Annotated in this window: 14 protein-coding genes; all 14 read left to right on the top strand. The window is 61.2% G+C overall.

Going from position 1 to position 14,344, the window contains the following annotated elements:
• Nucleotides 1-60: 60 nt before the first annotated feature.
• Nucleotides 61-1,071, top strand: a complete 1,011-nt coding sequence (locus ABJN75_RS16125; RefSeq protein WP_348440595.1) for an ABC transporter permease — start codon at nucleotides 61-63, stop codon at nucleotides 1,069-1,071.
• A complete protein-coding gene (locus ABJN75_RS16120) occupies nucleotides 1,064-1,915 on the top strand; it encodes an ABC transporter permease (RefSeq protein WP_348440594.1) in 852 nt (283 codons plus the stop codon). The genes ABJN75_RS16125 and ABJN75_RS16120 overlap by 8 nt, the downstream gene beginning before the upstream one ends.
• Complete coding sequence (locus ABJN75_RS16115; protein ID WP_348440593.1) at nucleotides 1,912-2,790, top strand: ABC transporter ATP-binding protein; 879 nt, start codon at nucleotides 1,912-1,914, stop codon at nucleotides 2,788-2,790. Before ABJN75_RS16120 ends, ABJN75_RS16115 begins: the two co-directional genes overlap by 4 nt.
• A gap of 7 nt (nucleotides 2,791-2,797) precedes the next feature.
• Nucleotides 2,798-3,604: an ABC transporter ATP-binding protein gene (locus tag ABJN75_RS16110; RefSeq protein WP_348440611.1), complete on the top strand. Its 807-nt coding sequence runs from the start codon at nucleotides 2,798-2,800 to the stop codon at nucleotides 3,602-3,604.
• 65 nt (nucleotides 3,605-3,669) lie between these two features.
• Nucleotides 3,670-4,830: an aminotransferase class V-fold PLP-dependent enzyme gene (locus ABJN75_RS16105; RefSeq protein ID WP_348440592.1), complete on the top strand. Its 1,161-nt coding sequence runs from the start codon at nucleotides 3,670-3,672 to the stop codon at nucleotides 4,828-4,830.
• Between the two features lie 136 nt (nucleotides 4,831-4,966).
• Nucleotides 4,967-7,261: a bifunctional salicylyl-CoA 5-hydroxylase/oxidoreductase gene (locus ABJN75_RS16100; RefSeq protein ID WP_348440591.1), complete on the top strand. Its 2,295-nt coding sequence runs from the start codon at nucleotides 4,967-4,969 to the stop codon at nucleotides 7,259-7,261.
• Between the two features lie 2 nt (nucleotides 7,262-7,263).
• Nucleotides 7,264-8,025 (top strand): SDR family oxidoreductase, encoded by a 762-nt coding sequence (locus tag ABJN75_RS16095; RefSeq protein WP_348440590.1) that lies wholly within the window; start codon nucleotides 7,264-7,266, stop codon nucleotides 8,023-8,025.
• A gap of 44 nt (nucleotides 8,026-8,069) precedes the next feature.
• Complete coding sequence (locus tag ABJN75_RS16090; protein ID WP_348440610.1) at nucleotides 8,070-8,522, top strand: MarR family transcriptional regulator; 453 nt, start codon at nucleotides 8,070-8,072, stop codon at nucleotides 8,520-8,522.
• 4 nt (nucleotides 8,523-8,526) lie between these two features.
• Complete coding sequence (locus ABJN75_RS16085) at nucleotides 8,527-9,330, top strand: enoyl-CoA hydratase family protein (protein ID WP_348440589.1); 804 nt, start codon at nucleotides 8,527-8,529, stop codon at nucleotides 9,328-9,330.
• Complete coding sequence (locus tag ABJN75_RS16080; RefSeq protein ID WP_348440588.1) at nucleotides 9,330-10,496, top strand: acyl-CoA dehydrogenase family protein; 1,167 nt, start codon at nucleotides 9,330-9,332, stop codon at nucleotides 10,494-10,496. The genes ABJN75_RS16085 and ABJN75_RS16080 overlap by 1 nt, the downstream gene beginning before the upstream one ends.
• A 1-nt stretch (nucleotide 10,497) precedes the next feature.
• The gene (locus ABJN75_RS16075) at nucleotides 10,498-12,126 is read left to right on the top strand and encodes an AMP-binding protein (protein WP_348440587.1); all 1,629 of its coding nucleotides are present in this window, start codon (nucleotides 10,498-10,500) and stop codon (nucleotides 12,124-12,126) included.
• A gap of 57 nt (nucleotides 12,127-12,183) precedes the next feature.
• Complete coding sequence (locus tag ABJN75_RS16070; protein WP_348440586.1) at nucleotides 12,184-12,594, top strand: RidA family protein; 411 nt, start codon at nucleotides 12,184-12,186, stop codon at nucleotides 12,592-12,594.
• A gap of 4 nt (nucleotides 12,595-12,598) precedes the next feature.
• On the top strand, nucleotides 12,599-13,792 hold the full coding sequence (gene kynU / locus ABJN75_RS16065) for a kynureninase (RefSeq protein ID WP_348440585.1): 1,194 nt from the start codon (nucleotides 12,599-12,601) through the stop codon (nucleotides 13,790-13,792).
• Nucleotides 13,789-14,344 (top strand): tryptophan 2,3-dioxygenase family protein (locus ABJN75_RS16060; RefSeq protein WP_348440584.1); only part of this gene is annotated, 556 nt, incomplete at its 3' end. The genes kynU and ABJN75_RS16060, both read left to right, overlap by 4 nt.

The following is a 14,344-nucleotide window of genomic DNA, read 5'->3' as shown; positions in this document are numbered from 1 at the left end:
TACGCGAATGAACGGGACCGTTGCGTTTACGCGGCGGTCCCCTTTCCAGGACATGTTGTATTGAAATTGTTGCGCGCGATCCTGCTTCGCCTGACGACCATGTCGGTCACCCTGATCGGGGCGGCGGTCGTGGTGTTTTTTGTCATTCGGGTTGTTCCCGGAAACCCGATTGCGATGATGCTGCCGCCCGGCGCCACCGACGAGGATGTGGCGCGGCTGACTGCGCTTTACGGGCTCGACAAAACGATCATCGAGCAATTCTGGATTTGGTTGGGCGGTGTCCTTCACGGTGATTTCGGCACCTCCATTTCGTTGCGCCAGCCGGTCATGCCGCTGGTTCTGGGACGCCTGCCGGCGACGTTGGAACTGGCGATCTTTGCCCTGGTGATTGCCGTGGTGGTCGGCGGCGCACTGGCGCTGACGGGGGTCAGGCACCGCGAGACCCGGACCGAAACCGCCGTCGACGTTGCCAACGGCGTGGGGCTTTCGATTCCGGATTTCCTCTGGGCCCTGATCCTGATCGTGCTGTTTGGTGTGTTGATGCCGGTGTTTCATATTTCAGGCCGGATTTCGCCGTCGCTCGATCTGCCGTTTGTCACTCAATTCTATGTGTTCGAAAGTGTGGTGCGGCTCAGGTTCGATCTGTGGTGGGATTTGCTCAAGCACATGTTCATGCCCGCTCTGGCGCTGGCCATTCCGCTGGCGGCGATCATCAGCCAGTTGCTCAAACAGTCGCTGAAGGAAACCATGCACCTTGATTATGTGACGCTGTCGCGCACCAAGGGTTACAGTGAAAACCATGTGATCCTGTCGGAGGCCTTGCCCAATGCGGTGTTGCCGACGCTGACGCTGATTGGCGTGCAGTTCACCTTCCTGATCGGGGGCACGGTGATCATCGAGCGGTTGTTCTCCTATGAGGGGCTCGGCAACATGGCGATTGACGCGGTGATCAACCGCGACCTGCCTCTCATTCAGGGCATCGTGATTGTCTTTGCGCTGCTGTTCACCATCATCAATCTGGTTGTCGACATGACCTATGCGCTGCTGAATCCGAGGTTGCGTCATGCTTGATGGCCGCGGCAGTGTGAAACGGCGTCTGGGCGCGCGATTGTGGCTGTCGGGTCTCTGGCTCGGCATCATGGCGGTGCTGGCGCTGTTTGCGCCGTTACTCAGCCCGCATGATCCGCTGGCGCAGGACCTGTTCGCCGGCCGCCTGCCGCCGTTCTGGCAGGCAGGGTCGGATACCGCCTATCTGCTCGGCACCGATAGTCTTGGCCGGGACGTGCTCTCGCGTATCCTGCATGGCGCGCGGATTGCCTTCTCCGTGGCGCTTGTCGCGGGGCTAGCAACCGCGCTTGTCGGATCTACCCTGGGGTTGCTTGCAGGCTACATGCGCGGCTGGGTCGATGTCGTGATCTCGCGACTGGTCGAGATCTGGATGGCGTTTCCGCCGGTGCTGTTTGCCATCCTGCTGATTGCGGTGCTGGGCACCGGGCTGACCTCGATCATCATCGCCATCGTGGTGATCGACTGGACCCGGTTCTGCCGTGTGGTCCGCGCCGAGGCGATGAACCAGTCGGCGATGGATTATGTCTCGAGCGCCGTTGTCGCCGGCAGACCGCGGCGCGATATTCTCTGGCGGGAAATCCTGCCCAATGTGCTGCCGACCATCGTGGCGCTGCTGACGCTGGAAATGGGCATTGCCGTCATCGTCGAGGCGATCCTTTCGTTTGTGAACCTGTCGATCTCCACCGATGCGCCCACCTGGGGTGGCATGATCGCCGAGGGCCGGACCTCGATCCATCAGGCCTGGTGGGTGCTGGCGTTTCCGCTGGCCGTATTGTTCCTGACCGTCCTGTCCTTCAGCCAGTTTGGCGAAGGGCTCAAGGACCGATTTGATCCGGTGTTGCGATGAGTGCGTTTCTGACCGTCAACAATCTTTCCGCAGCACTTCATGGCTATGAGCAGCGCGTGTTGCGTTCGGTGTCGTTTTCCATCGATACCGGCGACGTGCTGGGCCTGGTCGGCGAAAGTGGCGCCGGCAAAAGCATGATCGGCAAGGCGATTCTCGGGATATTGCCGTCGGCCATCGAGATCGTGCAAGGCGAGATCGTGCTTGATGGGCAGGATCTGGAGAAGATGAAGCCCGCCGACCGGCGGCGGCTGATCGGCGCCACGGCGGCGCTGATCCCGCAGGATCCGCTGACGGCGCTCAATCCGTCGCGGCGGATCGAGCCGCAGATCACCAACCGGCTGGTCGATATTCTGGGCTGGACCAAGGCGGACGCGCGGGTGAGGGCACTCGAACTGCTCAACGAGGTCCATATTGACAATCCGGAACGGGTGATGGGCAGCTATCCGCATGAATTGTCGGGCGGCATGCGCCAGCGCGTGCTGATCGCCTCGGCCTTCGCGGCCAATCCCAAGCTGGTTGTCGCCGATGAGCCGACGACGGCGCTTGATGTCACCGTGCAAAAGCAGATCCTGCGGCTGATCCGGGACCTGCAGGCGCGGCATGCCACCGCGATGGTGTTCGTAACCCACGACCTCGGTGTCGTCTCGAAAGTCTGCCAGCGTCTGTCGGTGCTCTATGGCGGCAAGATCGTCGAGAACTCCAGTGTCGCGGACTTCTTCAACGGGCCGAAGCATGCCTATTCGCGGGCGTTGCTGGCGGCCACGCCAAAATACACCGATCCGGACGCATCGCTGCTGCCGGTCGATGATACGGTGATCGAGGCGGCGGCTGCCGAGGTGCTGGCGGCTGACCGGGAGTGGCATCATGGCGGATAAGTTGGCGATGGCGGACGAGATCCTGTTTTCCGCCAGATCCCTGGAGGTGGCGCTGCCGGACATGGCGGCCAAGCCGGTGTTCGGCCGGGCTCCGCTGATCCCGATCCTCAACGGCATCGATCTCGATATCAGACGCGGGTCTGTGCTTGGCATTGTCGGCGGATCCGGATCTGGCAAATCAACGCTTGGACGAGCACTGCTGCGGCTGATCGAGCCGACTGCCGGAACCATCCTGTTCGACGGCCAGGACATCACCCACCTTGACGAGACCGCGCTTCGGCCGATCCGGCGGCGCATGCAGATGATTTTCCAGGACCCGATGTCTTCGCTCAATCCGCGCAGACGCGTCGGCGCGATCATTGCGGATCCGATGCAGTTGCACGGCTTTGACAGGATTGACGGCCGCATAGACGACGCGCTTGACCACGTCGGGCTTCCGCGCCATTTCCGCAGCCGCTATCCGCATGAACTCTCCGGTGGACAGCGGCAACGCGTCGGTATTGCCCGGGCGATTGCGCTGAAACCCGAATTCATTCTGGCCGACGAGATTGTCTCGGGTCTTGATGTGTCCTCGCAGGCTCAGGTGCTCAACGTGCTCGCCGACCTGGTCAAGCAACTGGGCCTGACACTGGCATTCATCAGCCATGATCTTTCTGTGATCCGCAGGCTGTGCGATCATGTCATGGTCCTGCAGCGCGGAAACGTCGTCGAATACGCCGAGGCCGACCAGTTGTTTGCAGCGCCTCAGGCGGCTTACACACGGGAATTGCTCGATGCGATTCCATTGCCTGATCCGCAGCAGGCAGGCTGGTAGAACCATGGACCGAGACAGATCGCGGCAGGACTTGCCGCGATCCCACGCAAGCCGGGGAGGCAGGAATGACCGCTACTTCTGACCATGCAGACACGGATGGTTCGGGTTATCTGCTCTATCATTCGATCGGGCAATATCCCGGCAAAGCCAAAGACATGGCCAAAGCACTGACGGCGTTTGCGGACTGCTGGGGGGCAAGCAATGATGAGCAATGGGGCTATGCGCTCGGTCAAAGGCAAAGGTTCATCGAGCTGTGGAGCCAGTTGCTGAAAGCGCCATCGGCCTCGTTGACGACGACGGAGAACGTGACATCGGCATTGGCGGCGATGATCATGGCTCTGCCCAGTGACGAACTCGAGGGCAGGGTGGTGCTGGTTGCCGGGGATTGTTTCCCGAGCCTGCATTTCCTGTTGACCGGCATGTCGGAGCAATACGGGTTCGAACTGCGCACGGTGCCGCTGCGCGAAGGTGCGAACTGGGTCGAGGACGAGGATGTCATTTCCGCCTGGGGGCCGGAGGTCGGGCTTGCGCTGCTGACCTGGGTGAGTTCCACCTCGTCGCACCGGTGCGATCTTGCCAGTCTCATGGCGCATGGGCGCCAACAGGGCTCGGTGATCGGCGTGGATATCACCCAGGCAGCGGGGCTGATCGACTATGACTGTCTCGCAGTGGGTGCCGATTTTGCGGTGTCAACGAGTCTCAAATGGATGTGCGGGTCGCCCGGCGGCGGCATCCTGCAGGTGATGCCCGATGTGATTGCCCGCTGTCGTCCGGGCCTGCGCGGCTGGTTCAGTCAGGACAACATCTTCTCCTGGGATATCAATGCGTTTTCCTACGCACCCGATATTCGCCGGTTCGACAACGGCACGCCGTCGGTGATGGCCTGCGCGGCTTCGGTGCCGGCACTGGAATGGCATGCGCGGCAGGATTGGAGCACGCAGCTTGAGACCAACCGCGCGCTTTGCGACGTGATCATCGCAGCCGCCGATGAGGCGGGCTTCGAACTGGCGTCGCCTCGCGACCCGGCTGAGCGCGGCGGCAGCGTGATGATGAAGCTGCCCGACAGTATCGACCCCCAGACAGTTCTTGAAGATCTGCGGTCCCGGTCGGTGTTTGCCGATGCAAGGGGATCGCTGCTGCGCTGTTCTCCGGGGTTCATAACCACCCCGGGCGGTGTCGACCGGCTGGCGGAAGCGCTCGTTGCGATCAGCCGGGGCGCTGCCTGATCCGACCCTGATGTCACCGAGCGGAACAAACGGGTCTGCCCCCGGATATTATTGCGACATAAACATTTTAGGCTTGAAATATCATCTGGCGGGCATATGATCCGGTTTAACGGCAATCGGACTGGAGGTGCGGAACATGAAGGTAGCTTGTCTCGGGGGTGGTCCGGCTGGCCTCTATTTCGCGATCTCGATGAAACTGCGCGATCCGTCTCATGATGTTGTGGTGATCGAACGCAACAAGCCCGATGACACTTTTGGCTGGGGCGTGGTTCTCTCCGACGAGACGCTCGACAATCTGGCGGAAAACGACGCGAAAAGTGCGGAAGCCATACGGGCTCACTTCGCCTATTGGGACGATATTGCCGTCCATCTGAAGGGCACCAAGACCGTTTCGAGCGGGCACGGGTTCTGTGGGATCGGCCGCAAGAATCTGCTGCTGCTGCTTCAGGCAAGGGCGAGGGAGCTTGGCGTTGAGTTGCGCTTTGAAACCAATGTCGACAGTGCGGCACAGTATGCCAGGGACTTCGACCTGGTGGTGGCGTCGGACGGCCTGAATTCGCTTACGCGCACGGAATTCGCCGACAAGTTCAAGCCCGAAATCGATGTGCGTAAATGCCAGTTCGTCTGGCTTGGTACGCGCCAGAAATTCGATGATGCCTTCACCTTCATTTTCGAGGAGACGGACAAGGGCTGGATTTGGGCTCACGCCTACCAGTTCGACGATGAAACGGCGACGTTCATTGTCGAGTGCACAGAGGCAACCTTTGACGCCTATGGCTTTGGCGAAATGAGCCAGCAGGAAAGCATTGCGACCTGCGAAAAGATCTTCGCCGATCATCTGGGCGGTCACAGCCTGATGACCAATGCCAATCACATCCGCGGCTCCGCCTGGATCAAATTCCCGCGGGTTTTGTGCGAACGCTGGAGCTGCGAGAATATTGTCCTGATGGGTGATGCCGCCGCCACTGCGCACTTTTCCATCGGTTCGGGCAGCAAGCTTGCGCTCGAAAGCGCGATTGCCCTGGCGAATTACCTGCATTCCGAACCGACCATGCAGAAGGCTTTCGACAAATACGAGGAGGAGCGCCGGCTTGAGGTGCTCAGGCTGCAGTCGGCGGCGCGCAACAGCCTGGAATGGTTCGAGGAGGTCGAGCGGTATCTCGATCTCGACCCGGTGCAATTCAATTATTCGCTGCTCACCCGCTCGCAACGTATCAGCCACGAGAACCTGCGGCTGCGCGATCCCGAGTGGCTTGAGGGAGCCGAACGCTGGTTCCAGACCCAGGCCGGCGTCCCCGAAGACGCACCTGTGCGGAGGCCGATGTTCGCGCCCTACAAATTGCGTGACATGAAGCTCAAGAACCGGGTCGTGGTGTCGCCGATGGCGCAGTACAAGGCCGTTGAAGGCTGTCCGACCGATTGGCATCTGGTCCACTACGGCGAGCGCGCCAAGGGGGGCGCCGGTCTGGTCTATACCGAGATGACCTGCGTTTCGCCGGAAGGCCGGATCACGCCAGGCTGCCCGGGCCTTTATGCGCCCGAGCATGAGGTGGCATGGAAGCGGATCGCGGATTTCATTCACTCGGAAAGTGCCGCGAAAATCTGCATGCAGATCGGCCATTCCGGCGCAAAGGGGTCGACCCAGCTTGGCTGGGAGACCATGGATGCCCCGCTCAAGGATGGCAACTGGCCAATCCTGTCGGCGTCCGACGTGGCCTGGTCTTCCGCCAACCAGAGCCCGAAGGCGATGGATCGTGCCGAGATGGATCTGGTGCGCGACCAGTTCGTTGCCGCTGCGGAAATGGCTGATCGCGCCGGGTTCGACATGATTGAGCTGCATATGGCGCACGGCTATCTGCTGTCCTCCTTCATCACCCCGCTGACCAACCGGCGCGGTGACGAATATGGCGGCAGCCTTGAAAACCGCATGCGCTACCCGCTGGAAGTCTATCACGCCGTGCGCGAGGTCTGGCCCCGGCACAAGCCGGTCTCGGTCAGGATCTCGGCCAATGACTGGGTTGGCGACGAGGGTGTTACGCCACAGGAGGCGGTGGAAATCGCCCGTATGCTCAAGCAAGCCGGTGTCGATATCTGCGATGTGTCGGCCGGACAGACGTCAAAGCAGGCCCAGCCGGTCTATGGACGCATGTTCCAGACGCCGTTCGCCGACCGGATTCGCAACGAGGCGCATATGGCGACGATGGCGGTGGGCAATATCTTCGAACCCGATCACGTCAACTCGATCCTGATGGCGGGCCGCGCCGATCTGGTCTGTCTTGCCCGTCCGCATCTGGCAAACCCCTATTGGACCTTGCATGCGGCGAGTGCGCTGGGTGATCACGACGAAACATGGCCTGATCCCTATCTGCCTGGTCGCGACCAGATGTGGCGTCTGGCGGAGCGGGCCGACACAATGCCCGGCAAGGTGTGAGCATGGCGGAGATGATGGGGCATCATGCGATTGTCACCGGCGCCGGTTCGGGCGCCGGAGAAGCCATTGCGCTGGCGCTCGCGGCAAGGGGCGCGAAGGTGACGGCGATCGGCCGTCGTCTGGCGCCATTGCAAGCCCTGACCGACACAAGCGACCGGATCTTTGCCGTATCAGCGGATGTGACGGAGCGGCCGGAACTGGACGCGGCGATTTCACGGGCGGTGGAGAAAAACGGCGCGCCGACGCTTGTCATCGCCAATGCCGGGTCGGCCCAGAGCGCGCCGTTCCTGCGCATGGACGAGGACATGTTCCGCTCGGCGCTGGATGTCAATTTGACCGGTGTATTCAACACGTTTCAGGCCAGTTTTGCCAAAATGAATCCTAAGCATCCTGGGCGGTTGATCGCGATTGCATCGACGGCGGGTCTGAAGGGCTACAGCTATGTCAGCGCCTATTGCGCAGCCAAGCACGGGGTTGTCGGACTGGTCCGCAGTCTGGCGCAGGAGCTGGCCAAGACAGGGGTGACGGTCAATGCTATATGTCCGGGCTTCACGGATACGCCGATGCTGCACCGGTCCATCGATACCATCGTGGAAAAGACAGGACGGTCGCGGGCCGAAGCGGAAGCCTCGCTTCGCGATGTCAATCCGCAAGGGCGGTTCATTCTGCCGGAAGAAATTGCGGAAACGGTGATCTGGCTATGCAGCGATGCCGCGGCTTCGGTAACCGGGCAGGCGATATCGTTGTCGGGAGGGGAAACATGAACAAACCTGAAGCGGCGGAACCTGCCGAAACCGTCAAGGGCGGGATGGATCCGGCGGCATCCAAGGCGCGGCTGAGATTGTGGCTGAAACTGTTGAAGGCCACCAAGCATGTCGAAGGTGAACTGCGCGAAAACCTCCGCGTCACATTCGACACGACCCTGCCGCGGTTTGATGTGATGGCGGCGCTCTACCGGGCTGAACCCGGACTGAAGATGAGTGAGTTGTCGAGCGTGCTTCGGGTCTCCAATGGCAATGTGACCGGTATTGTCGACCGGCTGGTGGATGACGGAATTCTGGTGCGGATACCGGTCGACAATGACCGTCGCGCCACCACCGTGCGGCTGACCAATGCAGGGCGTGAGCAATTTGCCCTGATGGCGGCCAGTCACGAAGTCTGGATCGACACTTTGCTTGCCGAAATCGACCTGGGCGATGCCCAGGGCATGATGAATCAGCTCGAGCGCATTGCGAGCAAAAGCAAGAAGAAGGAGGCCTGACCCGATGGCGACCGACGCTCCCAGGAATTTTCGTTTGAGCCTGACCGATGGTGTGGCCGAAGTCTCGCTGGACCGGCCGGAGAGAAAAAACCCGCTCACCTTTGAAAGCTACGCCGAATTGCGCGACTGGTTCCGCGGTCTGGTTTACCGGGACGACGTCAAGGTGGTGATTTTCGGCTCCAATGGCGGCAATTTCTGCTCGGGCGGCGATGTGTTCGAGATCATCGGGCCGCTGATCGACAAGGACATGAAGGGGCTTCTCGAATTCACCCGGATGACCGGCGATCTGGTCAAGGCGATTGTCGGCTGCGGCAAGCCGGTGATTGCTGCGGTTGATGGCGTCTGTGCCGGGGCGGGAGCGATCATCGCGATGTGCAGCGACTTGCGCATCGCGACACCCGAAGCCAAGACCGCATTCCTGTTCAACCGGGTTGGCCTGGCCGGCTGCGACATGGGGGCTTGCGCCATCCTGCCGCGGATCATCGGCCAGGGAAGGGCGGCGGACCTGCTCTATACCGGCCGGTCGATGAGTGCGGAGGAAGGCGAGCGCTGGGGGTTTTACAACAGGGTCATCGCCGCCGCTGAGATCGATGACGAAGCCCGCAAACTGGCCAGACGCATCGCCGACGGGCCGACTTTCGCCAACATGATGACCAAGACCATGCTGGCGCAGGAATGGAACATGGGCATCGAACAGGCGATCGAGGCCGAGGCCCAGGCGCAGGCGATCTGCATGCAGACCCAGGATTTCCGCCGCGCCTATGAAGCTTTTGCCGCCAAACAGAAACCCGTGTTCGAGGGCGATTGATGTCTGATCGCAGTTTCCTTCAATGGCCGTTTTTCGATGACGTGCACCGCGCCCTGGCCGATCGCGTCGATCAGTGGGCGAACTCCGAGCTTGCCGATGTCGATCATTCCAATATCGACGAAACTTGCAAGGCGCTGGTCAGGGCGCTTGGCGAGGCCGGCTGGTTGCGGTTGAGCGCGGTTGATCCGGCCGATGTGGGTTCGCGTATTGATGTGAGAAGTCTGTGCATCCTGCGTGAGACGCTTGCGCGGCATGACGGTCTTGCGGATTTCGCCTTTGCCATGCAGGGGCTTGGAACCGGCGCCATCTCGCTGTTCGGGACTGCGGAGCAGAAGTCGCGATGGCTCACCCAGACACGCGCGGGCATGGCCTTGGCGGCTTTCGCGCTGTCGGAGCCGGCATCGGGCTCGGATGTCGCCAATATGGCGATGACCGCCACCCGGGACGGCAATGATTACATTCTCGATGGTGAGAAGACCTGGATTTCCAATGGTGGCATTGCCGATGTCTACACGGTTTTCGCCCGCACCGGCGAAGCACCGGGCGCCAAGGGGCTCTCGGTGTTCATCGTGCCGGCTGACACGTCTGGTCTCGAAATCGCCGAGCGGCTGGAGGTGGTCGCGCCGCACCCGCTGGCCCGGCTCGAATTTTCAGGCTGCAGGGTCCCGGCCTCGGCGATGATCGGCAATCCGGGAGAGGGTTTCCGCATCGCCATGTCGGTGCTTGACGTGTTCCGCTCGACTGTTGCCGCCGCAGCGCTTGGCTTTGCCCGTAGAGCGCTTGACGAGAGCCTGAAGCGGGTCCGCGAGCGCCAATTGTTCGGCGCGCCAATGAGCGAATTGCAGATGGTTCAAGGCCACATCGCCGACATGGCGCTGGACGTCGATGCCTCGGCGCTGCTGGTCTACCGGGCGGCCTGGCTCAAGGATCAGGGCGCCCCCCGGGTCAGCCGCGAGGCGGCGATGGCCAAGCTCTATGCCACAGACCATGCACAGGACGTGATCGACAAGGCGGTGCAGCTTCATGGCGGCGACGGCGTGCGCAAGGGCCATATCGTTGAAAGCCTGTACCGCGAAATCCGGGCGCTGAGAATTTACGAGGGCGCGTCAGACGTCCAGAAAGTCGTGATCGCACGGCAGACATTGGCAAATTCCACAGGAGAGTGAAGTGCTGGGACCATCGGGCCATATCGACACATTCACGCGAGACAACCTGCCGCCGGCCGAGCAATGGCCGGATTTGCTGCTTGAGGGGTTTGACTATCCCGAATGGCTCAATTGTGGTTACGAGCTGACCGATGCGATGGTCGCAAAAGGCTTTGGCGACCACACGGCGCTGATCGGCAATGGCCGGATCAGGACCTACAAGGAACTGACCGACTGGACCAACCGCATCGCCCATGTGCTGGTCGATGATTACGGCGTCAGGCCAGGCAACCGTATCCTGGTTCGCTCGGCCAACAATCCGGCGATGGTGGCGGTCTGGCTGGCGGCGACGAAGGCGGGCGCGGTGGTGGTCAACACCATGCCGATGTTGCGCGCGATCGAACTCGGCAAGATCGTCGACAAGGCCGAGATCACGCTGGCGCTGTGCGACACGCGGCTGATGGAGGAGATGATTGCGTGCGCCAAGGAAAGCCGGTTCCTGGACAAGGTCATCGGTTTTGACGGCACCGCCAATCACGACGCGGAACTCGACCGGCTGGCGTTGTCCAAGCCGGTGCGGTTCGAGAGTGTGAAAACCGGACGTGACGATGTCGCGCTGCTGGGCTTTACCTCGGGCACCACGGGAATGCCGAAGGCGACGATGCATTTCCATCGCGACATGCTGATCATCGCCGATGGCTATGCCAGGGAAGTTCTGGGCGTGACGCCGGATGATGTGTTCATCGGCTCGCCGCCGCTGGCCTTCACTTTCGGTCTGGGCGGACTGGCGGTGTTTCCGTTGCGCTTTGGCGCAGCCGCGGCCCTGCTCGAACAGGCGACGCCCGCCAACATGGTCGAGATCATCCAGCAGCACAGGGCGACGGTCTGCTTCACCGCACCGACAGCGTATCGCGCCATGCTGGCGGCGATGGAGGAGGGGGCGGACCTTTCATCGCTGCGCGCGGCGGTGTCGGCCGGCGAAACATTGCCGGGCCCGGTCTATGATCAATGGATGAAAAAGACCGGCAAGCCGATGCTTGATGGCATCGGCGCCACCGAAATGTTGCATATCTTCATTTCCAACCGGTTCGAGAATTCGCAACCTGCCTGCACCGGATTGCCGGTGACAAGTTATGAGGCGCGGATCGTGGATGAAAACATGAACGAGTTGCCGCGCGGCCAGGTCGGTCGTCTGGCGGTACGCGGGCCGACAGGATGCCGTTATCTGGCGGATTCTGAACAGCAGCAAAAATATGTGCGCAACGGCTGGAACCTGACGGGTGATTCCTTCACCCAGGACGAGGATGGGTTTTTCCATTTCGCCGCGCGCAGCGACGACATGATCCTCTCGGCGGGCTACAACATAGCCGGTCCGGAGGTCGAGGCAGCGCTTCTGACCCATGCCGATGTCGCCGAATGCGCGGTGGTCGGGGTCGCCGATGAGGCAAGGGGCCAGATCGTCCAGGCGCATGTGGTGCTCAAGGCCGGCGCAGTGGGCGACGCTCTCATGACCAAGCTGCTGCAGGACCATGTCAAACAGGTCATCGCCCCCTACAAATACCCCCGGTCCATTGTCTTCACCGAGACTTTGCCCAAGACCCAGACCGGCAAGATACAACGGTTTCGCCTGCGCCCCGACGATGCCGCCTGAACGGCGATACCGCAGGCCACAGCCCCTCATCGAGATACTATGCAAGGACACATGATCATGATCGAAGCAGTCAATCCGCCGGATTGGGAGAAGCCGAAGGGCTATGCAAATGGAATGCTGGTCGATGGCCAGCGGCTTTACACCGGCGGCCAAATCGGCTGGAACAAGGATCAGGTATTCGAGCACAAGGATTTTGTCGGCCAACTGGAACAGACGCTCAGCAACATTGTGGCTATCGTCCACGCGGCCGGCGGCGAGGTCTCCGACATTGTCCGGTTGACCTGGTTCATCACCGACAAGAAGGAATATGTGGCCCGTCAGAGGGAAGTCGGCGCCGCTTATCGCAAGGTCATGGGCCGGCATTTTCCCTCGATGTCGGTGATCGTCGTTGCGGACCTGATCGAGGACGAGGCGCTCGTCGAGATCGAGGCGACAGCGGAAATCGGCAAGTCGCCAAAGGAAACGTGAGCTCATGACGTCATTTCAGACACGGCGGGACATGTTCGATTTGCCGGACGGGGTTACCTATCTTGATGGCAATTCGCTCGGTCCGCTGCCCAAGGCGGCAGTCGAACGCGCCAGACGGACGATGGCGGACGAATGGGGTCCGATGCTGATCACCGGATGGAACGATGCCAAATGGATGGATCTTCCGGGCCGGCTGGGTGACCGGATCGGTCGGCTCATCGGTGCACCCGCCGGCAGCACCGTGGTTGGCGACACGTTGTCGATCAAGGTCTACCAGGCGGTTGCTTCGGCAATTGAGATGCGGCCCGGTCGCAGGATCGTGCTGTCTGACAATGGTAATTTTCCCAGCGATCTCTACATGGCGGATGGACTGCTCAGGAGCCTGGGGCAGGGATACCAACTCAAGGTCGTTGATCCGGAAGCAGTGGCAGGGAATATCACCGACGATGTTGCCGCGGTTATGCTGACCCATGTCGATTACCGTACTGGCCGTGTGCACGACATGAAGGCCATTACCGAAACGGCCCACAAGGCCGGTGCGGTCATGATCTGGGATCTGGCACATTCGGCAGGTGCGGTGCCGGTCGATCTGACCGGATGCAATGCAGACATCGCTGTCGGCTGTACCTACAAGTATCTCAACGGCGGACCGGGTTCGCCGGGGTTCATTCATGTTCGCCCCGACCTTATTGATCAGGTGCGGCCAGCGCTCTCGGGGTGGCTCGGCCACCAGGCGCCGTTTGCCTTCGATTTCGATTACCGTCCCGGCGAGGGCATCAGCCGGATGCGTGTCGGCACACCGCCGGTCATTCAGATGGCGGTGCTTGATGCGGCGCTGGACGCGTTCGATGGCGTCGATATGACCGAGCTTCGCAACCGCTCGATCGAGTTGAGCGAGCAGTTCATTTCGGAAGTCGAAGCGGCTTGCAAGGATGTGGAACTTGCCAGTCCGCGCGATCCGTATGCTCGCGGCAGCCAGGTCTCGTTCCGGTTTGGCGAAGGCTACGCCGCCATGCAGGCGCTGGTTGCCCGCGGCATCATCGGCGATTTTCGCGCGCCCGACATCATGCGCTTCGGGTTTTGTCCGCTCTACAATACGCCCGATGACGTTAGTCATGCCGCCTCGGCGCTGGGTGAAATCATCGCGACTGGTGAATGGGACCGGCCTGAATTCAAGACCCGGAAAGCGGTCACATGAGCCAGGGCGCCGACTACGATCCTGCGCAAGAAGGCGCGACCATGAATTTCGACGGACGCATGTCCTACGGCGATTATCTCTGCCTAGACAAGGTGCTGGGCGCGCAGAATCCCCGGACAGACGCCCATGACGAAATGCTGTTCATCATCCAGCATCAAACGTCGGAATTGTGGATGAAACTGGCGATCCACGAGATCACCGCCGCGCGGGCGGCCATCCGGTCGGACCATTTGCAGCCTGCGATGAAGACGTTGGCGCGCGTGTCGCGGATTTTCGAACAGCTCAACTCGGCCTGGGATGTGCTGAGAACGATGACGCCATCGGATTACACCCATTTTCGGCGCAAGCTGGGGCAATCCTCCGGCTTCCAGTCCTGGCAGTACCGGTTGATCGAATATGCGCTGGGCAACCGCAACCATGCGATGATGCAACCGCATGCCCATGTGCCCGGAATTCTCGCCAAGCTTGAAGCCGAGATTGCCGTGCCGAGCCTTTACGATGAAGTGCTGCGGCTGGCGGCAAGGCAGGGAGTTGCCATGCCCGCAGATGTGC

This window comes from Hoeflea sp. (assembly GCF_039975035.1).
Classification (GTDB): Bacteria; Pseudomonadota; Alphaproteobacteria; order Rhizobiales; family Rhizobiaceae; genus Hoeflea.
This window is presented reverse-complemented; position numbering and strand designations above follow the sequence as displayed.